This is a genomic window from Desulfitobacterium sp. LBE, assembly GCF_007830365.1.
Classification (GTDB): Bacteria; Bacillota; Desulfitobacteriia; order Desulfitobacteriales; family Desulfitobacteriaceae; genus Desulfitobacterium; species Desulfitobacterium hafniense.
Map to the genome: position 1 here is coordinate 4,442,409 of NZ_VLKD01000001.1, position 20,724 is coordinate 4,463,132.

General features: G+C 49.7%; 17 protein-coding genes, 1 tRNA gene and 1 other annotated feature. Of the genes, 9 read left to right on the forward strand and 9 right to left on the reverse strand.

Annotation, left to right across the window (positions count from 1 at the left end):
- Positions 1-186 precede the first annotated feature (186 nt).
- The 5 genes from DESLBE_RS20950 to DESLBE_RS20970 are packed head-to-tail and all read left to right on the forward strand — an operon-like array spanning position 187 to position 6,194.
- Entirely contained in the window at positions 187-999 is an 813-nt protein-coding gene (locus tag DESLBE_RS20950) for a class I SAM-dependent methyltransferase (RefSeq protein ID WP_144678141.1), read from the forward strand.
- Between the two features lie 57 nt (positions 1,000-1,056).
- A complete protein-coding gene (locus DESLBE_RS20955; protein WP_011460923.1) occupies positions 1,057-2,628 on the forward strand; it encodes an ABC transporter substrate-binding protein in 1,572 nt (523 codons plus the stop codon).
- 3 nt (positions 2,629-2,631) lie between these two features.
- Complete coding sequence (locus DESLBE_RS20960; protein WP_011460922.1) at positions 2,632-3,588, forward strand: ABC transporter permease; 957 nt, start codon at positions 2,632-2,634, stop codon at positions 3,586-3,588.
- Positions 3,589-4,470 (forward strand): ABC transporter permease, encoded by an 882-nt coding sequence (locus DESLBE_RS20965; RefSeq protein ID WP_005816902.1) that lies wholly within the window; start codon positions 3,589-3,591, stop codon positions 4,468-4,470.
- Positions 4,471-4,496: 26 nt separating this feature from the next.
- The gene (locus tag DESLBE_RS20970; RefSeq protein WP_144678142.1) at positions 4,497-6,194 is read left to right on the forward strand and encodes an ABC transporter ATP-binding protein; all 1,698 of its coding nucleotides are present in this window, start codon (positions 4,497-4,499) and stop codon (positions 6,192-6,194) included.
- Between the two features lie 121 nt (positions 6,195-6,315).
- Here the strand turns inward: DESLBE_RS20970 and DESLBE_RS20975 are convergent, their stop codons facing one another.
- Together DESLBE_RS20975 and DESLBE_RS20980 are read right to left on the reverse strand one after the other, a co-directional pair.
- Positions 6,316-6,771 carry a hypothetical protein gene (locus DESLBE_RS20975; protein ID WP_144678143.1) on the reverse strand — a complete coding sequence of 152 codons (456 nt, stop codon included), beginning with the start codon at positions 6,769-6,771 and terminating at the stop codon, positions 6,316-6,318.
- Between the two features lie 171 nt (positions 6,772-6,942).
- Positions 6,943-7,025, reverse strand: a tRNA-Leu gene (locus DESLBE_RS20980).
- 160 nt (positions 7,026-7,185) lie between these two features.
- Between DESLBE_RS20980 and DESLBE_RS20985 the strand changes: the two genes are divergently transcribed.
- From DESLBE_RS20985 to clpX, 3 genes are all read left to right on the forward strand, one after another.
- A complete protein-coding gene (locus DESLBE_RS20985) occupies positions 7,186-8,304 on the forward strand; it encodes a glycosyltransferase (protein ID WP_005816897.1) in 1,119 nt (372 codons plus the stop codon).
- 394 nt (positions 8,305-8,698) lie between these two features.
- Entirely contained in the window at positions 8,699-9,979 is a 1,281-nt protein-coding gene (gene tig / locus DESLBE_RS20990) for a trigger factor (RefSeq protein WP_005816896.1), read from the forward strand.
- Between the two features lie 39 nt (positions 9,980-10,018).
- Complete coding sequence (gene clpX / locus DESLBE_RS20995; RefSeq protein WP_005816893.1) at positions 10,019-11,284, forward strand: ATP-dependent Clp protease ATP-binding subunit ClpX; 1,266 nt, start codon at positions 10,019-10,021, stop codon at positions 11,282-11,284.
- 182 nt (positions 11,285-11,466) lie between these two features.
- On the opposite strand, the gene DESLBE_RS21000 is transcribed toward clpX, so the two are convergent.
- The 7 genes from DESLBE_RS21000 to trpC form a co-directional block, all read right to left on the reverse strand.
- On the reverse strand, positions 11,467-12,060 hold the full coding sequence (locus DESLBE_RS21000) for an aminodeoxychorismate/anthranilate synthase component II (protein ID WP_011460918.1): 594 nt from the start codon (positions 12,058-12,060) through the stop codon (positions 11,467-11,469).
- 48 nt (positions 12,061-12,108) lie between these two features.
- Complete coding sequence (locus DESLBE_RS21005) at positions 12,109-13,560, reverse strand: anthranilate synthase component I family protein (protein ID WP_144678144.1); 1,452 nt, start codon at positions 13,558-13,560, stop codon at positions 12,109-12,111.
- Entirely contained in the window at positions 13,551-14,417 is an 867-nt protein-coding gene (trpA, locus tag DESLBE_RS21010; RefSeq protein ID WP_015945185.1) for a tryptophan synthase subunit alpha, read from the reverse strand. The genes DESLBE_RS21005 and trpA overlap by 10 nt, the downstream gene beginning before the upstream one ends.
- A 77-nt stretch (positions 14,418-14,494) precedes the next feature.
- The gene (trpB, locus tag DESLBE_RS21015; protein WP_144678145.1) at positions 14,495-15,694 is read right to left on the reverse strand and encodes a tryptophan synthase subunit beta; all 1,200 of its coding nucleotides are present in this window, start codon (positions 15,692-15,694) and stop codon (positions 14,495-14,497) included.
- Positions 15,695-15,727: 33 nt separating this feature from the next.
- Complete coding sequence (trpD, locus tag DESLBE_RS21020; protein WP_005816888.1) at positions 15,728-16,738, reverse strand: anthranilate phosphoribosyltransferase; 1,011 nt, start codon at positions 16,736-16,738, stop codon at positions 15,728-15,730.
- The gene (locus tag DESLBE_RS21025) at positions 16,735-17,448 is read right to left on the reverse strand and encodes a phosphoribosylanthranilate isomerase (protein WP_144678146.1); all 714 of its coding nucleotides are present in this window, start codon (positions 17,446-17,448) and stop codon (positions 16,735-16,737) included. The genes trpD and DESLBE_RS21025 overlap by 4 nt, the downstream gene beginning before the upstream one ends.
- On the reverse strand, positions 17,436-18,248 hold the full coding sequence (trpC, locus tag DESLBE_RS21030) for an indole-3-glycerol phosphate synthase TrpC (RefSeq protein ID WP_144678147.1): 813 nt from the start codon (positions 18,246-18,248) through the stop codon (positions 17,436-17,438). Before trpC ends, DESLBE_RS21025 begins: the two co-directional genes overlap by 13 nt.
- 75 nt (positions 18,249-18,323) lie before the next feature.
- Positions 18,324-18,804, reverse strand: a binding site (T-box leader).
- A gap of 134 nt (positions 18,805-18,938) precedes the next feature.
- On the opposite strand from trpC, the gene lonB reads away from it, so the two are divergent.
- Positions 18,939-20,678, forward strand: coding sequence for an ATP-dependent protease LonB (lonB, locus tag DESLBE_RS21035; protein ID WP_144678148.1), 1,740 nt, complete (start codon positions 18,939-18,941; stop codon positions 20,676-20,678).
- Positions 20,679-20,724 lie beyond the last annotated feature (46 nt).

A 20,724-nucleotide genomic window follows, 5' to 3' on the forward strand; every position in this document is an offset into this window, starting at 1 on the left:
GCAAAAACTATTGTAAAAATTGATGAATTATAGTAATTTATATATAAATGAAATCGATTTGCATTATCATTTATTTGCTGAAAAAGCTAAGGTTTAGACCTTGTTTAAATAAAAGAGGTAAATATTTGAGCAAGGTGGATTTTTTTTTAATAAGTTAGCCTAAGCTAACATGAAAGGAGTTTTGATGTGGATAAGACAATTTATGAACAAATGCTGCTCAAGAATTACAAGGGGGCGGAGGGAGCAGAGGAAGCCTGGGATGCCAGGGCTAATCATTTTTACAAGTCTCAGCAGAGGGGCCGTTCGGAGTTGGTGGAAAAAGTTACGGCAATTTTACAGGAGAGGGGTCTTTTGGCCGGAGCCGATCTATTGGATATTGGAGGGGGCAGCGGACGGTATGCGGTTCCTTTTGCAGCTCATGCCGAGCATGTGACCATTACGGATATTTCTGCGAATATGCTGGAACTGGCGCGACGCAACGCTCAAGAAGCAGGGGTAACCAATCTTACTTATGCCAAGCTGGAATGGACGGGAGCAGATTTGGCAGCTTGGCAATGGCGCAAACGCTTTGACCTTGTTTTTGCTTCCATGTGCCCGGCCATTCGTTCTCCTGAAGGCCTTTATAAAATGCTGGAGGCCGCAAAGGGGTTTTGCCTGATCAACCAGTATATTGAAGCCACTGATTCCCTATCGGCCTATTTGACGCAGGTTTTGGATCCTCCTCGTTCCTATGAGCCCCATAATGACAGGGATATGGTACAGGCTGTATTCAATCTTTTATGGCTGGAGGGTTACGAACCGGAGATTTGCTATTTAAGACAGAGGGAAGTGACTTCCTTTACTGTCGAAGGGGCTGTCGAACAGTATGGGGGTCGTTACCACCAGGCAGCACAGCTTAAGCGGATGGATCTTGCTGAATTGATATCCAGGCACGCCGGACAAGTAACATTTTCAGTAGATAGTAAAGCGACCCTGGCCATGATCTTATGGAAAGTGTAAGTCAAGGCATAATGCAGAGACAGTAAAGGTCAGAAGTAAAAAGGTGGAGGAATTAAGATGATTCGAAAAGTGAAGCGGTTCTCAGCGGGTGCGGCTGTTTGGATAGCAGCGCTTGCTATGTTGTTTGGTCTTGCCGGATGCTCAGGAGAAAAGACTGTCACAGAAACTATCGGGGACAATGTTCAGAAAGAAGATATGCTGATCCTCCGTCTGGCAGGTGGGGATACAGGGCTGCCCAATCCATTCAAGCATGTGCCCCGGGGTCCCGGAATGTCCAAGATGCAATTGCTGTATGATTCCCTTCTGGAAAAAGACGAAGAGGGCAATATACCGTGGCTGGCGGCGAGCTGGGATATCAATGATGACGGAACGGTCTATACCTTCCATCTGCAGAAGAATGCCTTATGGCATGACGGCATCCCTTTAACAGCGGAAGATGTGGCGTTTACCTTGTCTTATTATAAGGAGCATCCCCCTGTTTCCAATGATTTGCTGGCCGGCGGAAACTATATTGTTGAGCAGACCCGGATAGTGGATACCTATACCATTGAAGTTGCGTTTGACCGCTTTGATAATAATTATCTGACCAAGATTGGCAACGTCCGTATTTTGCCTAAACATATCTGGGAGAAAGTTGCGGATCCGGCAGCCTATACAGGAGAGGATGCAGCGATAGGAAGCGGACCTTATCAGCTGGAGACCTATGATCCCCAGCAGGGTGCCTATCGTTATGTGGCTTTTGAGAAGTATTGGGGACTGAAGCCGGCCGCTGCGGCCATAGAATGGGTTCCGGTCAGCGACAGCATCCTTGCTTTTGCCAATGGGGAAATTGATTTGATTAATGCTTCCCCTGATATTCTGCCTAACTATCAGAATAACCCGGAATACACAATCAAAACCGCTCACTCTTATCATAGCTACCGCTTGATGATGAATATGGAAGCAGTGGAGGAATTGCAGGATGTTAATCTTCGCCAAGCCATGGCTTATGGAATCAATCGCCAGGAGCTGGTGGATAAAGCAGCCCGGGGAGCGGCGTCGCTCAGCAGCCAAGGCTATGTGCTCCCTGTGAGTCCTTGGTATAACGAGAACATTGAGCAGTATGACTATAATCGGGACAAAGCCCGTGAACTGCTTGCCGGGAAGACCTACTCCTTTAAACTCCTAACGGACAATTCTGCCGACGGCATCAAGGTGGCGGAGTTGGTGAAGTTGTCCTTGGCCGAAATCGGGATAGAAGTCACTGTGGAAAGTGTGGAAGCCAAAACCAGAGACAATGCTGTAAATACCGGTGAGTACCAGCTTTTGATTATCAATTCAGGGGGAATGGGAGGAGATCCTGATTACCTGAGGACGGTTTATGGAAAGGGCGCTAAGACGATTAAGGGCTGGTCCAATGATGAAGCTGTCGCTCTTGCCGAGGCTCAGGCAGCCGAACGAAATGAGGGGGCCCGTCAAGAGATGATTTCAGAGCTGCAAAGCTTGATCGCGGATGAAGTGCCGATGATTATGCTCCACGGAGCCCTGGATAATTTCGTATACCGCCAGGCAACCTATGATGGCTGGATGTTCCGTTATGATCACAGCAAATGCGATCATAATAAGTTATCCTATTTAATTCGCGGCTAGATTATGAAAAAACATTATCTCGGTGTGCTTTTAGTAATTATCTGCATTAATTTCTTTTTGCCCAGACTAATGCCCGGAGATCCCTTTCTTTACCTTTCGGTAGAAGACGGAAATGTCTCCGCTGTATTCTCACAAGAGCAGATAGACCATTATAAAGATTATTATGGATTGGCTAAGCCCCTGCCGCTTCAATTTTGGCAGTATATTACGGGCTTGCTGCAAGGGAATTTGGGTTACAGCATTTACTATAATACTGATGTTGCAGAAATGATCCTGACCCGCATTCCCTGGACATTTTTTATCGTGATGACCTCATTGGCACTGAGCAGCTTGGTGGGCACGGCTTTAGGAGCCTTGTCCGCCTGGCTGCGGGATAAGCCGCTGGATAAATTTCTTTATGGGGCAATGGTGGTTTTTGCGGAGATTCCTTCTTTTTTGCTGGGAGTGCTGTTTTTGTTTGTATTTGCCGCCCAGCTGCAGTGGTTTCCTTTGTCAGGAGGAAGTGCCGTCTTTGCTTCCTTCAACTCTATGGGAGAACGGCTGGGGGATCTTCTGCATCATGCCGTTTTGCCGGTTTTGACTTTGGCCCTGACTCGTGTAGGAAGCTTTTATCTTTTATCACGCAATAGTATGCTGACTGTACTTGCCAAGGACTATATCCGCACAGCCAGAGCTAAGGGTCTTAAACAAAGGAGCATTATCTTCCGGCATGCTCTTCGCAACGCTCTGCCGCCTGTGGTAGCAAGGGTTTTCATGAGTATGGGGGCCATGTTTGGGGGAGCGGTGTTGATTGAGACTGTTTTTGCTTATCCCGGAGTCGGACGGCTGATGCGTGAAGCGGTGCTTAATCGCGATTATGTTCTGATTCAAGGAATTTTCTTAGTGATTACACTTACGGTGCTTCTGATGAATTGGATTGCGGAGCTGGTTTACAGAAAATTGGATCCAAGGGTGGGATAGATGAAACAGATCTTCACTACAATAAGTGTCGGGCGGAAAGGCTGGTTTCTTCCCTTAAAAGGGTTCTGGACGTCCTTTTCTGGATATGGGAAGTTCGGGATGGGGGTTATCCTGTTCCTGGTATGCTTATGTTTAATGTCCTTTTTCTTTTTGGGAGAACTCCATAAAATCCCCAGCGGCAATGCTTTAGAGCCGCCGGGCCTTAACCATTGGCTGGGGACGGACGATTTGGGTATCGATATCTTTGCCCAAATCTGCCATGGTGCGGCCATCAGTATGGCGGTGGGTTTATCAACGGCGCTGCTGGCGGGAATCGGGGGCGGTTCTTTGGGGATTTTGGCAGGTTATTACGGCAAGTGGATAGATAAGGCGATTACAGGTTTATGCGATTTGATGATGTCGATTCCTCAGCTGCCTTTGATGATTGTCTTAGGAGCCTTTTTTGGTGCGAGTCTGACCAATATTATTGTGGTTATTGCTTTGATCTCCTGGGTGGGACCTGCGCGGACAGTTCGTTCCAAGGTGCTCTCCATGCGCCATGAAAATTTTATTGTGGCGGCGAAAAGCTATGGGGCCGGTTTTCGCCATTTGGCGCTTAAACACTTTATTCCGGGGTTATTGCCGATTATTTCCGTCAGTATGATTCGTATTGTCAGCCATGGGGTGGTTGCGGAAGCGGGGCTTTCTTTTTTGGGGCTGGGTGATCCCCTTTCGAAAAGCTGGGGAATTATTCTTAATCGCTCCATTAACTTTCCGGGCATTTATTTTACGGATTTTTGGAAATGGTGGATTATGTCTCCCTTAGCGGCCTTGCTGCTCTTGGTTGTCGCAGTTGCTTTTATCAGCCGGGATCTGGAGAAAGTCGTAAATACTAAAAATTAGGATATTGTCAAGGAAGTTGGGGGGTCATGATGTCAGTTTTAGAGATCAATAATTTGTATGTCCGCTATGGGCAGGATACCGATATTAATGCCGTGCATAATGTCAGCCTGGGTTTGAATTCAGGAGAATGCATCGGTATCATCGGCGAATCGGGAAGTGGAAAAACCACGCTGGCTATGTCGATTATGGGTCTTTTGGAGAACTGCGCCCAAGTCAGCGGCAGTATCTGTTTTGAGGGCAGGGAGCTGATCGCACTGTCCGGGCAGGAACGTGACAGCTATCGATGGAAAAGGATTGCAGTTGCCTTTCAAAACAGCTTGGATGTCTTGAATCCCGTGATTTCTATCGGTGATCAAATCGGGGAATGTCTGATCAGGCATCTGGAAATGGAGAAAAAAGAAGCCCGGGCCAGAACGGAAAATCTAATCCGAATGGTCGGGCTGGACCCCTCTCTGGCCGCAGCATATCCCCATCAGCTTTCCGGGGGCATGCGCCAAAGGATATTGATTGCCATGGCTCTGTCCTGTGATCCCGATGTGCTGATTGTTGACGAACCGACCACGTCCTTGGACTCTGTATCCAAACAGGAGATGGTCCGGCTTTTGCTGGATTTGCAGCAGGAAAAGGGGTTTGCCATGTTGGTTATATCCCATGAGCTGCCCGTTATCGCGGCCATGACCTCCCGGATTTTGGTGATGTACACGGGCAATGTGGTGGAACAGGGCAATACAAAGGATATCCTGCATGATCCCCGGCATCCTTATACGCGAGGGTTGATTTACTCTTCCCCATCCATTCATCCCTACCGGGATATGTGGGGAATTCCCGGTGAGATTCAGATAACCCATGAACAGCAATGCCCTTTCTACAGCCGCTGCAATCAGCGGATTGAAGAGTGTCTCAGGGAACATCCCGTTTTGGAAGAGGTAGGGGAGCAGAGGCAGGTTGCCTGTCGGCGCGGGGGGATTGTTACCCTCTTGGCCGGCTCGGGGATCGAAAAAGCATATCACACTAAAAACCGCCGGGTCAAGGCTTGCCTGGACTGCAATATCGAAATCAAAGCGGGTGAAGTGGCGGCGCTGATCGGGGAGTCCGGATCAGGAAAGACCACTCTGGCCGGGATATTAAGCGGAATTATGGATGCCGACAGCGGCGAAGTGTATTTTGAAGGGCGCAAGGTGACGGGCAACAGCGAAACTGCAAAGCCGGAGGGCATTCAGATGGTTTTTCAGGATCCCATTTCCGCCACCAATGAGCATCTGACGGTCAGGGAGATTGTCCAGGAACCTCTTGATATTCTTAAAAAAGGTGAAAGGGCTGAGCGTTTGCAGGCGGTCAGAACGGCTTTAGGACAGGTACAGTTGCCTTATGATGATGTATTTATGCGCAGACGCGGCCACACCTTAAGCGGAGGGCAGCGGCAAAGGGTTGCCATCGCCCGAGCGCTGGTTATGAATCCTAAGCTGATGATAGCAGATGAAATCAGCTCCATGCTGGATCCCTCCAATGCGGCGAATCTGCTGCGGTTGCTTAAAGGGTTGCAGAATATCCGGGGATTTTCCATGCTGTATATAACCCATGATATTTTCTTGGCACGGAAAATCGCCGACAAGGTCTATGTTATGCGTCAAGGGAGGATCATTGAACAAGGTGCGGCGAGCAAGGTCTTTGATCATCCTCAAGAGGAGTATACGCGATTGTTGCTGGGGAGCGCTACAGTATAGGGCACAGTACCGGCAATGGTCACTTTCAGACAAAAGGGCTGTGATAAAATCTGATGAGATTTAGCACAGCCCTGCTTTGAGTAGTGAGAGTATTCGGTTAAGATGTCTTCATGAAGATTTTTTACTGTTCTGCTTGTTCTAATTTTTCCGCTCTGCTGCTCATTTCTCTAATATATTGGCTTTGCGTAATGGTTCCTTGACTTACCATACTTTTAAGCTGGGTTTCTGAATACTGGGACAAGTTGCTGGTGTCGGTGTCTTCTGTGGAAGCGTCTTGAAGCAGGGTTTTCACGGTAGAAGAGGCTTGGCTTAATTCTGTATTTTCCGATGGTTCGTTCTGTGAAGAGGAACTCCTGGCTGTTTGCATGCCTTTTTCACTGATTTCCGCAGTGTCTCCGTCGAAAGAGATGCCTACGGTGACAGTCCCTTCAGCAGTCGCTACAGCCGGTCCGGCTTTTGCTACAGTGGATTCTGCTTCCTTTTTAATAGTACCGGACTCTTTTTCTGCTTTATTAAGAGATGGCTGATCTTTTTTAAAGGAAAGTTCTGTGGAAGTGATGTTTCCGGTTTGGATCATGATCATTCCTCCTGGCTTTATGTATTTGAGGGAGAGATAAAGACATTTATCCTTTTGTATATAAAACAGTCTAATAGACAAACCTGAAAAGCAACTGAACTTTTGCTGAAAAGATTCTTAAAAATAAAAAACAACCATAGTATAGACTATGGTTGTCTGCAAGTACATTGATGGTGCGAGAGAAGGGACTTGAACCCCCACGGTTTCCCGCTGGAACCTAAATCCAGTGCGTCTGCCAGTTCCGCCACTCTCGCATTGATTTACTGTCTGATTATAGCTCAGTTTTCCTTAAATGACAAGCTTTTTAAAAGCATAATCAGTTATAAGAATGTGCAATTAAGAAAAACTTAAGTTTGAGATTTGTTGTTTTTGAGTTAAAATGGGAGTGTAAGTTAACCCAAAGGAGGATTTTGCGTGGGGGAGTTAAGGGTCTTAGTGTTTTCGGCGACCTTTGGAGCAGGTCATCTTCGCGCTGCTGAAGCGTTGATTGAAGCCGTCCGTAAAAAATCACCGGAAGCAGAGATTACGCACCTGGATTTTGGGGCATTCATCAGCAAAACATTAAATACAATTGTCAAGAATACCTACATTGAGCTTATTAAGCATACACCGAGACTCTATGGTATGTTTTATTATCGAACCTCTAAGATACGGCCTCAGTCTCTTATCCAGCGTTTTATCAATATATTGGGACGCAAAGAATTTCTGGACTATATCAAGGGGCTGAACCCTGATGTGATCATTTGTACCTATCCGGTGATCGCCGGCGTCTTGGGTGAACTGCGCTTTAAGGGTGTGATTCATGCTCCGGTGGTCTCTGTGGTCACGGATTATGGGGTCCATAGTCAGTATATCCAGCGGGGAGTGGACCTTTATATTGCAGGGTGCCAGGATGTTTATAAGGACCTGATTGCCGGGGGAATTGCTCGGGAACGGATCCGCATTACAGGAATCCCTGTCGATCCAAAATTTGAAGAGGAGCTTGACCGTGCGGAGATCGCCGAGAAACTTAACCTTAAGCTCATACGTCCGACCATTCTGGTGATGGTAGGGGCCTATGGGGTGCTGGGAGGCTCTAAGCACATCTGCAGGTTTCTGCTGGATTCGTCATCTCCCCTTCAGGTCCTTGTGGTCTGCGGACGTGACGAGAAGCTTTACCGCAGCCTGGAAGGTTTGGAGGGGCGCAATCCGATGGTTTGCTATGGGTATATTAATAATGTAGAGGAACTGATGAGCGTTTCCGATTTGGTGATCACCAAGGCGGGGGGGCTTACTGTATCGGAATCTTTGACAAAGAAATTGCCTATGATTATCTATAAACCCATCCCTGGTCAGGAAGAGGAAAATGCCTGCTTCTTAGAGCGGATTGGAGCGGCCAAGCTGGCGAAGACCGAGGAGGAGCTGGAAGCAACGATTCAATACCTTCTCAGCCACCCTGAGGAGATTGAGAGCATGCGCCGGGCGGCAGCCAAGGCTTTGCCGGGTCATGCTGCGGAAAGAGCTGTGGAGGAAATCCTGGCACTTGTTCAATAATTGGTTTCTTAATCTCAAGGAACATTGTCTAATAAGATCTGCCTGATAAGTTCTTGATTTATCTTGCACTGTCTGGTAGAATGGTCAGGTAAATTTGCTAATTTAAACCTTTGGAAAACTTTTCCCATGAAACGGATAACTCAATCTTTAGGTGGAGTAAACTTCATCGGAAGGAAGTTTCCTTTATGGAAACCTGCTTTGAGGGGGAACGCAGAGTTCCCCTTTTAGTTCATGTTCTAAACGGGCAGGGTCTGGCAGTAAATGACGAAAAATGTCAAGTTTGCCTTAAGGGAATTTCGGACACACTAGCTTCATCTTATGTTTTCAGGAACGCAGTTAGATTTTCCTTAGACTATAGAGTTTATTCCAAAGGAAGTATTAAGGGGGAGCACATATGTCAGTCAAAATGGAGAAAATAGAGAAGAATACTGTTGAACTTGAAGTTACCGTCGATGCGAAGGTATTCAGTGCCGCAGTAACCAAAGCTGCCAAAGCTTTAGCTAACAAAGTGAATATCCCGGGTTTCCGTAAAGGAAAAGCTCCACGGACCATGGTTGAGCGTTACGTGGGAACGGCTGCACTTTATAATGATGCAGTGGATGACATCCTCGGTGTTGAGTACATGAAAGCGGTTAATGAAGCTGGGATTGAACCGGTAGATCGCCCGGACGTGGATCTCATCCAAATGGAAGATGGCAAAGAGCTTGTTTTCAAGGCGAAGGTCACTGTGAAGCCTGAAGTCGAGTTGGGAAGCTACAAGGGTCTGGAAGTTGAAAAGACTGCGGCTGTCGTTACCGATGAGGAGCTTGAACAAGAGCTTCAGCGCAAGCAGGAACAACACGCCAAAGTTCTTAATCTCGAAGAAGGCACAGTTCAAGCTCAGGATACCGTGAATATCGACTTCGCCGGTTCTGTGGATGGGGTGGCTTTCGAAGGCGGAACAGCTGAAGGGTACGATTTGGTTATCGGATCCGGCTCCTTTATCCCAGGATTTGAAGAACAATTGATCGGCGCACAAATTGGACAGGAAGTTGATGTCAACGTTCGCTTCCCTGATGAATATCATGTTGCAGACCTACAAGGTAAGGATGCTTTGTTCAAAGTTAAGGTCAACAAGCTGAAGAGAAAAGAGTATGCACCTTTGGATGATGAATTCGCCAAAGATATCAGCGAATTTGAGACACTTGATGAATTGAAAGCTGATTTGAGAGACAAACTTATGACAGCGGCAGAACAACGTGCAGAAATGGAACACAAAAATGCAATCGTTGCCAAAGCTGTAGAAAATGCCAGTGTCGAGATTCCGGAGGCCATGGTGAACAGCCGGATTGACATGATGCTCGATGACATGGCGCAAAATCTTTCGTATCAAGGGCTGGATTTAGAAACCTATTGCCACTATACGGGAACCAGTATGGATACCATGAGAGAAGAACTTCGCCCCCGTGCTTCGGAAAACCTTAAAACCGAACTTGTTTTAGAAGCTATCGCTAAGGTAGAAGGAATTACAGTATCCGAGGAAGAATTAAACAATGAGTTGGCAAAACTTGCAGAACGTTATCAAACCAGTCCGGAAAATTTGAAACAGGCCCTCATGGCACGTGGTGATATGGGCATGTATCGTCAGAGCTTAGTTTCCGAAAAAACGGTAAACTTCCTCGTCGAGCAGGCATAGCCTATGTGCAGAGGTATTCTGTGCTAGAGAGGTGAGAGGATGGCAAAGTACAACGACGAAAAGAACCAGCTTAAGTGTTCGTTCTGTGGAAAGACTCAGGATCAAGTCAAAAAGTTGGTTGCCGGCCCTGGAGTTTATATCTGTGATGAGTGTATTGAACTCTGCAATGAAATCATTGAGGAAGAGCTCAATGAGGACTTGGGGATGGAGATAGGAGATATTCCAAAGCCCAAAGAAATTCGGGCAATTCTCGACCAGTACGTGATCGGACAGGACGAAGCCAAAAAAGCGCTGGCTGTAGCCGTGTACAACCACTACAAACGAATCAATCTGGGTATGAAAATTGATGATGTGGAGCTGCAAAAATCCAACATCGTTATGCTGGGACCCACTGGATCCGGTAAGACTTTGCTGGCTTCAACCTTAGCCAAAGTTTTGAATGTGCCTTTTGCTATTGCGGATGCAACCTCCTTGACGGAGGCCGGTTATGTGGGTGAAGACGTTGAAAATATCCTCCTCAAGCTCATTCAAGCCGCAGATTATGACGTGGAAAAAGCTGAAAAAGGTATCGTCTACATTGATGAGATTGATAAGATAGCCCGCAAATCGGAGAACCCGTCCATTACTCGTGATGTCTCCGGAGAAGGCGTCCAACAAGCCCTTCTCAAAATCCTCGAGGGAACCGTAGCCAGTGTTCCCCCTCAAGGTGGTCGCAAACATCCTCATCAGGAGTTCATCCAACTGGATACCACGAATATCTTGTTTATCGTGGGCGGGGCTTTTGACGGGATCGATAAGATCATCCAGAACCGCATCGGGAAAAAGGTAATGGGCTTTGGGGCTGAGATAAAGAAGAAGAGTGAGCAAAACATCGGGGAAACCCTTAGAGAACTTCTCCCTGCCGACCTCCTCAAGTTTGGTCTCATTCCGGAGTTCGTAGGACGTTTACCGGTCATGGTCAAACTGGATGCTCTGGATGAAGAAGCGTTGGTGCGGATTCTGACAGAACCCAAGAATGCTCTGGTCAAACAGTATGAAAAGCTTCTGGAGCTGGACGGAGTAGCTCTCGAATTTAAAGAGGAAGCCTTGAAGGCCATCGCCGAGGAAGCTATCCGGCGTAATACAGGAGCCCGTGGCTTAAGAGCTATCGTGGAAGAGATCATGCAGAATGTGATGTATGATTTGCCTTCCCGCAACGATGTGACCAAATGCGTGGTGACCAAGGATGTTATTCTGAAGAAGGAAGAACCCCTTTTGGTGACCATCGATAAAAGCAAGAAGAACAAAAAAGAAGAATCAGCATAAGACAGAGGGTGCCGCAAAACGTTGGTGAGTCAACGTTTTGCGGCACCCCTTTTTCTTTAACGCTATACTTCAGTCATGATTTTGGAGCTAGGTGTTGCAGAGTGCTAGTCCCAAAAACGAAAGCGCTTTCGTTTTTGGGACAAAGCTGGCTGATGGGCAGTTGCGATGATAGACTCTCCGCCCTACTGATGGTGAACCTGAGTAAGAAAAGAGCGCAGGATCTGGGGTCCTTCCGGGGTGAGAATGCTCTCCGGGTGGAACTGTACTCCATAAAAGGGGAAATAGCGATGGCGAATCCCCATGATCAGGTTGTTTTCCGTGCGGGCGGTGACAATAAAGAGAGGGCTCAGCCCAAGGGGATCGACCATGAGGGAGTGATACCTGCCGGCTAAAAACCCTTGGGTGCACTCCGCAAAAAGCTCTGTTTCGTCATGATAAATAAGGGATTGTTTGCCATGGACAATTTCGGGGGCGAGGATTATTTCCGAGTTAAAGGCCTGGGCAAGAGCCTGATGACCCAGGCAAACTCCCAGTAAAGGGGTGGGACGGCCTTCCTGGGCTCGTTCATTAAGGAGGCGGATCACTTCAAGGGAGATCCCGGCTTCGTTGGGAGTGCAGGGACCGGGTGAGATGACCACCCCATCAGGGTTTTCGGAAAGAAATTCCGCCCCTGATACTTCATCATTTTTGTAAACGGTAACCTTTTCTCCCAATTCACCGAAGGCTTGAACCAAGTTATAGGTAAAGGAATCATAATTATCGATGATGGCCAGCATAGGGAACCTCCTTTCGCAGTACTGTCAGAATATTATAGACCTTCTTTGTTATAGATCTTCCACAACCTTGAACAAAGCCTTCGCTTTGTGCAGAGTCTCTTCATATTCCCGTTGGGGAATAGAGTCAAAGACAATGCCTGCCCCGCTTTGCACGCTGACCTCATCATCCCTGATCATCAAGGTTCGTATGGTGATGCAGAAATCAAGATCCCCATTCCAGCGATAGATACCGAGGGCTCCGCCGTAAGGACCCCGGCGGGTAGGCTCCAGGTCCTGGAGGATTTCCATAGCCCGGACTTTAGGGGCACCGCTTAAAGTACCTGCAGGCAGAACAGCCTTTAGGGCATCCAAAGAATCGTATGCTTTGGCCAGCCGGCCTTCGACAGAGGAAACGATATGCATGACATGGGAGAAGCGTTCGACACTGCAGAATTTACCGACACTGACACTCCCGTAGTCTGAAACCCGTCCCAGATCATTGCGGCCTAAGTCAACAAGCATGGCGTGCTCGGCCATTTCTTTAGCATCGTCCAGAAGTTCTTGTTCGAGCTGTCGATCTTCCAGAGGATCTTTGCCCCGGGGACGTGTTCCGGCAATGGGGCGGGTTTGAATTTGTGAGCCGATGGAGGAGAGGAGAAGTTCCGGGGAACTGCCTACTAAAGTTTCCTTTTCGCCAAACAGGCAAAAGAGCCAGGGGGAAGGGTTGACAATCCGCAGCTTTTGATAGGCGGACCAGGGATCGATAGTCTTTTCCAGGGTAAAACGCTGGGAGAGTACGGCTTGAAAAATGTCACCGGAGTGGATATACTCTTTGATTTTTTCCACACGGGATATGAATTCCCCAGGCTGGAAATTGGCCTGCCATTGGTTTGGCCTGGTCACGGGATCAGATGGATGTTTTGTGGGGATTTCCGGTGCTGCAATCCCTGACGGAGTAGCTTCCTGAAGGTGATTATGATTCTGGCAGTGATGATGGCTTTGGCAGTGATTGTGATCTTGACAGTGATTTTGGGAAATCCAGTCCTCAAGGTGCGTTGACCAATGATCATAGAGCCTGCTCAGCTCCGAGTCATCTTCAGAGAATATCTCCAGGATGACTTTTTGTGAACTGGGGAGGAAGACCAGGTTGATGGGACAAAGGCGAAAAAAGTAACTGGGTTTCGCCGTCGTAGATTTGGGCTTTTGCCAGAGAAGTCCCCACTCATAATCCAGGTAGCCGATGATGCCGCTTTCACAGCTCCTGGCGGGGAAGTTTTGGCGGCAAAAGTCCCTGAGGTGAGCCAAAGGATCGGGAGGAAGGCCGGGTTCCCGGGTCTCAGGGGATAAAATCCAACCCTCGCCGAATCCATAATAGGTCCGTTGATGCTCTTCCTCATTTCCTTCCAGAAGGGTATAGCATTTTTCTCCCAGGGTTTCGGAAAACCGGAGCAGGTTCATGACCCAATCGGAATGGGGGGAGGGAAAAGGGTCGAGCCGCCACTCTTTCTGGATCACTCGCATGCAAGTTCCTCCCTGACCGATGTTTTTCTTAAGGAACCAATCCAGGCATAGATGTCCTGTTCGCGGTGCACTAGCTCGTGAGCAGGGAGCGCACAGGCATCGAGCTGGGCAAACTTTTGAACCAGAGCACTGCCCACAATGACCCCTTGGCAGGCTTGGCTCAATGTATGCACCTGGGTTGGGGATTGGATGCCAAATCCCACATAGCAGGGGGCGGAAAGAGCGGTCTGGAGGGAGTCAATGAATTGCAGGGTTTGTGGCGGAATTTCCGCATCTCCTCCGGTGATCCCGTTGCGGGAGAGGACGTAGATAAAGCCCTTCTGCTCCTGGGCAAGGCCATGAATGTGAGCGGGCCGGCTGGTCTGGGCAATCATGGGGATAAAGGCCAGGTGGTCCTGGAGAAGTTCATAAGCTCTTTGCCGGAAAGGTGTGCTTTCCCGCCATGGCAGATCAGGCAGTATCAAACCATCGACTCCGGCTGTGCAGGCTTCGCTGAGAAACCGATCATAGCCGTAATGAATGAGGGGATTGAGATAGCTCATTAAAAGCAGGGGAGTGGTCTGATTTTCCTTGCGGAACCGGGCGGCGAGGTTTAAGACCTTTTGGAGATTCATCCCCTGCTGCAGGGCTCGTAAGCCGGCGGCTTGGATGACAGGGCCATCGGCGATAGGGTCGCTGAAAGGAACGCCCAGTTCGAGAATATCGACCCCGGCCTTAACAAGGCCGGTTAAACGGCGCAGGGTGGTGTCACTATCAGGGTCCCCGGCCATGAGATAAGTGATCAATCCCATGCCCAAAGGGTTCTCGGGTGTTTTGAGGCGAGCTTTGGCCAGAGCTGTTTCTAAACGATCAGACACGGCATTCCCTCCTTAATTATTTTTTCTTGTTTGGTTCATTTGCTGTCTAACCATGCTGTTGGTAATCATGCTGGTGGTTAGTCATGAATAAAGTGAGCAAAGGTTTCCATGTCTTTGTCCCCCCGACCGGATAGATTGACAATGATGTGCTGGGCCGGGGAAAAGGTGGGGGCAATTTTTAGGGCATAAGCAAGGGCGTGAGCGCTTTCCAGAGCGGGCAGGATCCCCTCCGTACGGGCAAGAAGTTTGCTGGCCTCCAGGGTCTCGTTATCAGTTACGCTGACATAGCGGGCGCGTTCAATATCTTTCAGGTGGCTATGCTCCGGTCCCACACCGGGGTAATCAAGACCGGCTGAAACGGAGTGGGTGTCGGGAATCTGGCCCTCTTCATCCTGCAAAAGATAGCTGTAAGCGCCATGGAGAATGCCGGGACGGCCCAAGGATAAGGTCGCCGCGTGTTCTCCCCTGCCCGGGCCTTTTCCTCCGGCTTCAACCCCAATCAGTTGGACATGTTCATCAGCCAGAAAGGGATGGAAAAAACCGATGGCATTGCTCCCGCCGCCCACGCAGGCGACGAGCAGATCGGGAAGGCGTTCCCGGAGACTTAGGAATTGAGAACGGGTTTCTTCACCAATAATTCTCTGCAAATCCCGGACGATGGTTGGATAGGGATGAGGGCCGGCGGCGGTCCCAAAGCAGTAGAAGGTGTCCTGGGGGTGGGCAACCCAGTCTCTTAAGGCTTCATTGATGGCGTCTTTCAAGGTTTTAGAGCCTGTGGCGACGGAGCGGACTTCACTGCCCAGCATCTGCATGCGCAAGACATTTAAATGCTGCCGTTCTATATCCTTCTCTCCCATATAGACCACACAATTCAAGCCCATGAGGGCACAGGCGGTAGCGGTGGCAACTCCGTGCTGACCGGCTCCTGTCTCCGCAATGACCCGGGTTTTGCCCATTCGCTTGGCCAGGAGAATTTGGCCCAGGGTATTGTTGATTTTATGAGCGCCGGTATGATTGAGATCTTCCCGTTTGAGATAGATCTGAGCTCCGCCCAGGGATTCGCTGAGCCTTCGGGCATAATAGAGGAGGGAAGGCCGGCCTACATAGTCGGCTAAGAGTTCTTTCAGATCGTTCTGAAAGCCGGGATCATTGCGGACTTGGTTATAAGCTTCTGCCAGTTCATCTAAAACGGGAATGAGGGTCTCGGGTACATAAGCACCTCCGTAAGTGCCGAAGCGGCTGGCCAGAGGTGTAAAATCCTGGTCTTTGGCAATCATGGTGGAATCCTCCTTTTCAGTGTTACAAGAGTGCTAGGCGGAAGCTTTAAGCTTTTCCAATATACTTAAGGCTTTTCCGGAATCCAGACTTTCCGCCGCCAGAGCAATGCCTTCCCGGATGCCGGCAGCTTTGTTGGCCGCGTAGAGGGCGGTTCCGGCGTTGAGCAAAACAATATCCCGCTGGGGTCCTTTTTTCCCCTGAAGGATGCGGAGGGTAATTTGCCCGTTTTCCGCAGGGGTTCCTCCTTGGAGATCTTGAAGGGAGCAGAGGTTAAGGCCGTATTCTTCCGGCCGGATGATAAAGGGTTGTATTGCGCCGCCATCAATGAGGATGGCCTGGGTCGCACCTGTCAGAGTCACTTCATCCAGACCGTCCTCACCCACAGCCACGACGGCCCGTTTGCTGCCGAGAATTTGGAGGGCTTTGGCCATTTTGGGCAGCAGGGAAGGGGAGGAGACTCCCAGCAGCTGGTAGGGGGCACCGGCGGGATTGAGGAGAGGGCCCAGAAGATTAAAAATTGTTCGAATACCCAGTTCGCGGCGCTCCCTGGCGACTTTAGCCATAGCGGGATGATAAACCTGGGCAAAGAGGAAGGTCATGCCGATGTGCTGTAGGTGCCGTTCGCTGGACTCAGGGGTGGCTTTAAGTGAAATGCCCAGCTGCTCCAAAACATCGGCACTGCCGCAGCGACCGGAGGCAAAGCGGTTGCCGTGTTTGGCTACCGGGACTCCGGCTCCGGCGATGACAAAGGCCGCCGTTGTGGAGATATTAAAGGTACCGCTGCGGTCTCCGCCGGTGCCGCAGGTATCCAGCGTTCCCGCAGGGGCTTTGATTTTAAGGCCGGCACCTCTTAGAGCCTGGGCAAAGGCGGCGATCTCCTCAGGGGTTTCGCCTTTAAGACTTAACCCCAGGAGCAGTCCCCCGATCTGAGCCGGGGTCAGTTCCCCGGACAAAAGGTCCTGAACGACAGTGAAGGTCAGTTCTTCAGGGAGATTCTGTTTCTGGGAGAGGAGGGTTAAGGATTCATGAATGGCATAGGTCATAGGGGTGACTCCTTTCTTGCCTGTGAGATGAAGTGTTGGATTTTTTCACGATCCTTGCGGCCGTTCCGTTCCACTCCGGAGCTGACATCCACTCCGTAGGGCCGGGTTAAACGGATGGCTTCCAGGATATTGTCGGGGTTAAGTCCTCCGGCTAAAATCAGAGGATAACCAAGGTCTCCGACCTGATGCAGAAAATCCTGAAACTCCGGGGTGTGCCAGGGGAGGGGGATTCCGGTTCCCCCTGTCCTTCCTCCAGCGGACGAGTCCAAAAGGATCCCGTGAAGGGAGGCTGGGGGAAGTTCCCTGAAGGAAGTGGGAAGAGACGAAGAAGGAGAGGTTTCAACCAGGGAGAAATCAGGTGCGGCTGCGGAGGAATTGCCAGGGGCCGGTGCAGAGGGGAAGGAGAATGCTTTAATCTTTGTCACGGAGAGATGGCTGTAGAGCCGGGGATCTTCATTCCCATGCAGCTGAATCGTATCCAAAGAACACTCATGGACAATCCGGCCCACATGCTCAGGGGATGCCTGAGCAAACACCCCGACTTTGCTGATCAGGGGAGGTAAGCTCAGGATAATCTCCCGGGCAGTTTCCGGCTGGATATAGCGTTTGCTGTGGGGGACAAAGATAAATCCCAGAGCATCGGCACCGGCTTCAACGGCCCAACGGGCTTCTTCGCCAGTGCGGATGCCGCAGATTTTTATCCGGAGCATGGTTTCACCACCTTAGCACTCAGGCCTGCCTCGCGCAGGGAGCGGATATGCAAAGCAGGATCAGGGGACAGAAGGCAGGATTCGCCGACAAGGACCGCCTGAGCGCCATGGCTGGAGACCCATGCCGCATCTTCGGGAGTATGGATCCCGCTTTCGCTGACCAGAAGGCAATCAGCCGGGATCAGGGAACTGAGGGCTTGGGTACGGCCAAGGCTGATCCGGAAGGTCCGCAGGTCCCGGTTATTGATACCGATGATTTTCGCCCCGGCTTGGAGAGCCCGGGAAACATCCTCCTCATCACGGCATTCGACCAGGGCTTTCATTCCCAGTTCATGAGTCAAATGAAGCAGATTGGGGAGCGCGGCAGTGTCCAGAATTCCGGCAATGAGCAGAATCATATCCGCCCCCATAATGGCGCTTTCCATGACCTGATATTCGGAAAGGATAAAATCTTTGCGCAGGAGCGGAAGGGCAGTTAACATGCGGCTTCGGTGCCAGTCCTCAGGTCCCCCCAGGAAAAAGTCCTCCTCGGTGAGTATGGAGATAAAGGAGGCCCCGCCGGATTCATAAGCCTGAAGGGTTTCTTCCAGGGAGTGACGCCAGGGGATCTTCCCTTTGCTTGGGGAAGCGCGCTTGATCTCAGCAATGACATGAAAGGAATGGGGGGTAAGTTTTGGTTTCCCCGGGCGGCTAATGATTTTGCCCTCTAATTGCCGCTTAAGCTCGGCAAGGGGAAGCTGTCTTTCTCGAGCTTGGAGCCTTTTTCGTTTCGCGATGAGAATTCTTTCGAGAATATCCATGAGCAGTCACCTCCGCTGGTACTCTGTAACACTTAAAACTTCTGGGTTTTTTTACACTAAAAAAAGCCTTCCATCCCAAAGGACAGAAAGCTTCTGTGGTGCCACCTTAATTTGTACTTGTGTTGTGTATTGTGTATCCACAAGTACCTCTATCAGATACGGAGAAAACATTATTTTCATCTCTTGTTCATCCGGAGAGGGCGGCACTTTACTTTAAAATAAAAAAACTTCCCGTCCTTATGTAAAGGACAGAAAGTACTTCTGCGTTGCCACCTTAATTTATATGGGTCAGCGAAAGCCGCTGGAATTAAAAATGCTGTCCCATACCTCTAACCGGATGCGGAGAGAATGATTCATGCTCTCGATACCCGTGTTTCTATAACGGGAAACCCCCGGCTTGCCTACTGGACACCTCCATCCTGATGGTCAAGATGCAGATTCGTTCAGCTTGCGCTTCAGAGACCCATTCCACCAAACGGTTTGTATCAGCTCTCACCAACGCTGACTCTCTTGGACATTCCGGCTAAGGTGTACTCTTTCTCGTCATTAGCATTAACTGGATAAATTACTTGTTATTATAGGCTGCTTGAAAATAAATGTCAAATAGTATTTTGTAAAAAGTTTTCAAAAACTATTCTCTGGCAATACTAACAAAGGTATCAAGTATTTGCTTCAGGAGGGAATAGAACTATGGCTGGATTAACCGGAATCGTGATGATGGTGCAGCTGATCTTTGCAGTGATCATCGGTTTATATTTTTGGGGATTGCTCAAATCCCAACAAGGGAACAAGGTCTCCATTGAACGGGAGTCCAAGAAGGAGCTGGAGAAGCTGGAGAAGATGCGCAAGATTGCTCTTACCACTCCTTTGGCGGAAAAGACCCGGCCCACTCATTTTGAAGAGATTGTAGGTCAGCTCGAGGGAATTAAGGCTCTTCGGGCCGCTCTCTGCGGACCGAATCCCCAGCATGTCCTGATCTATGGGCCTCCGGGTGTGGGCAAGACGGCAGCAGCCCGTCTGGTTCTTGAGGAAGCAAGGAAAAACCCGATGTCGCCTTTTAAGGAAGACGCCAAGTTTATCGAAATCGACGGAGCTACCGCTCGTTTTGATGAGCGGGGAATCGCTGATCCCTTGATTGGTTCGGTTCATGACCCCATTTATCAAGGGGCCGGCGCTATGGGCATGGCGGGAATTCCCCAGCCCAAGGCCGGAGCCGTGACCAAGGCCCACGGCGGTGTGCTTTTTATCGATGAAATCGGGGAGCTGCATCCGATCCAGATCAACAAACTGCTTAAGGTGCTGGAGGATCGGAAGGTTATTTTGGAAAGTGCTTATTACAGCTCAGAGGATACCAATATCCCGGTCCATATTCATGATATTTTTCAAAACGGACTGCCGGCGGATTTCCGCATGGTGGGAGCGACGACACGGAGTCCTGAGGAGATTCCTCCCGCCATACGTTCCCGGTGTATGGAGGTGTTTTTTCGTTCTTTGCTGCCGGAAGAGATTGCTCAGATTGCCCGGGGGGCAGCGGCAAAAATGGAAACACCGATCACGCCCAGCGCTTTGAATGTGGCGAAGCAGTATGCCACCAATGGGCGGGAGGCGGTGAACATCGTTCAATTGGCAGCGGGTGTGGCTCAGACGGAAAAGAAATTGGAGATTAACGCCGCTACGGTGGAGTGGGTCGTGACTTCCGGACAATATGCCCCCAGGCCGGAACGCAAGGTCCCCTTGGTGGCGGAAGTGGGGTTGGTCAACGGTTTAGCCGTTTATGGTCCTAATATGGGAATGCTGATCGAGCTGGAGGTTACGGCCCATCCTGTTGCACCTGGCACCGGAGAGCTTCTGGTTACGGGCATCGTTGAAGAAGAGGAACAAGGGAGCAGCTTTAGGAAGACACGCCGCAAAAGCATGGCCAAAAGCTCTGTGGAAAATGTGCTCACCGTCATCCGGCGGCAATTAGGCATACATCCCCATAACTATGATATCCATGTCAATTTCCCGGGAGGAGTGCCTATCGACGGACCTTCCGCAGGGATCGCCATTGCCACAGCCGTGGTATCGGCTATCCGTAAAGAAAGGGTGGATAATTATTTGGCCATGACTGGTGAGTTATCCATTCGGGGCGGTGTAAAGCCGGTAGGTGGGATCGCTGCCAAGATTGAAGCGGCTCATCAGGCGGGATGCCGCAGAGTATTTATTCCCAAGGAAAATTGGCAGGAGCGCTTCAAGAGCTTTGCCGAAGGATTTGAGGTTATTCCTGTGGAGACCCTTAATGAAGTGTTGGCCAGTGCTCTTTTAGGTGAGCAAAGCAGCGAAAAAACCGAGAAGCACCCCGTACTGGATGAGATCTTGTCCCGTCTGGAGCTTAACCCCAAAACTCCTTCCGGCACGGTTAATTTGCCTGACCAAGGGCACTCATGCTAGAATAGTTCTAACGGAGAATGGCACACTAATAACAGTGTGCTTTTTT

Bases quoted from the DNA above. Each gene is read 5' to 3' on its own strand.
- DESLBE_RS20955 (WP_011460923.1), top strand. From the start codon at position 1,057: ATGATTCGAAAAGTGAAGCGGTTCTCAGCGGGTGCGGCTGTTTGGATA.
- DESLBE_RS20960 (WP_011460922.1), top strand. From the start codon at position 2,632: ATGAAAAAACATTATCTCGGTGTGCTTTTAGTAATTATCTGCATTAAT.
- DESLBE_RS20965 (WP_005816902.1), top strand. From the start codon at position 3,589: ATGAAACAGATCTTCACTACAATAAGTGTCGGGCGGAAAGGCTGGTTT.
- DESLBE_RS20970 (WP_144678142.1), top strand. From the start codon at position 4,497: ATGATGTCAGTTTTAGAGATCAATAATTTGTATGTCCGCTATGGGCAG.
- DESLBE_RS20975 (WP_144678143.1), bottom strand. From the start codon at position 6,771: ATGATCCAAACCGGAAACATCACTTCCACAGAACTTTCCTTTAAAAAA.
- tig (WP_005816896.1), top strand. From the start codon at position 8,699: ATGTCAGTCAAAATGGAGAAAATAGAGAAGAATACTGTTGAACTTGAA.
- clpX (WP_005816893.1), top strand. From the start codon at position 10,019: ATGGCAAAGTACAACGACGAAAAGAACCAGCTTAAGTGTTCGTTCTGT.
- DESLBE_RS21000 (WP_011460918.1), bottom strand. From the start codon at position 12,060: ATGCTGGCCATCATCGATAATTATGATTCCTTTACCTATAACTTGGTT.
- DESLBE_RS21005 (WP_144678144.1), bottom strand. From the start codon at position 13,560: ATGCGAGTGATCCAGAAAGAGTGGCGGCTCGACCCTTTTCCCTCCCCC.
- trpB (WP_144678145.1), bottom strand. From the start codon at position 15,694: ATGATTGCCAAAGACCAGGATTTTACACCTCTGGCCAGCCGCTTCGGC.
- trpD (WP_005816888.1), bottom strand. From the start codon at position 16,738: ATGACCTATGCCATTCATGAATCCTTAACCCTCCTCTCCCAGAAACAG.
- DESLBE_RS21025 (WP_144678146.1), bottom strand. From the start codon at position 17,448: ATGCTCCGGATAAAAATCTGCGGCATCCGCACTGGCGAAGAAGCCCGT.
- trpC (WP_144678147.1), bottom strand. From the start codon at position 18,248: ATGGATATTCTCGAAAGAATTCTCATCGCGAAACGAAAAAGGCTCCAA.
- lonB (WP_144678148.1), top strand. From the start codon at position 18,939: ATGGCTGGATTAACCGGAATCGTGATGATGGTGCAGCTGATCTTTGCA.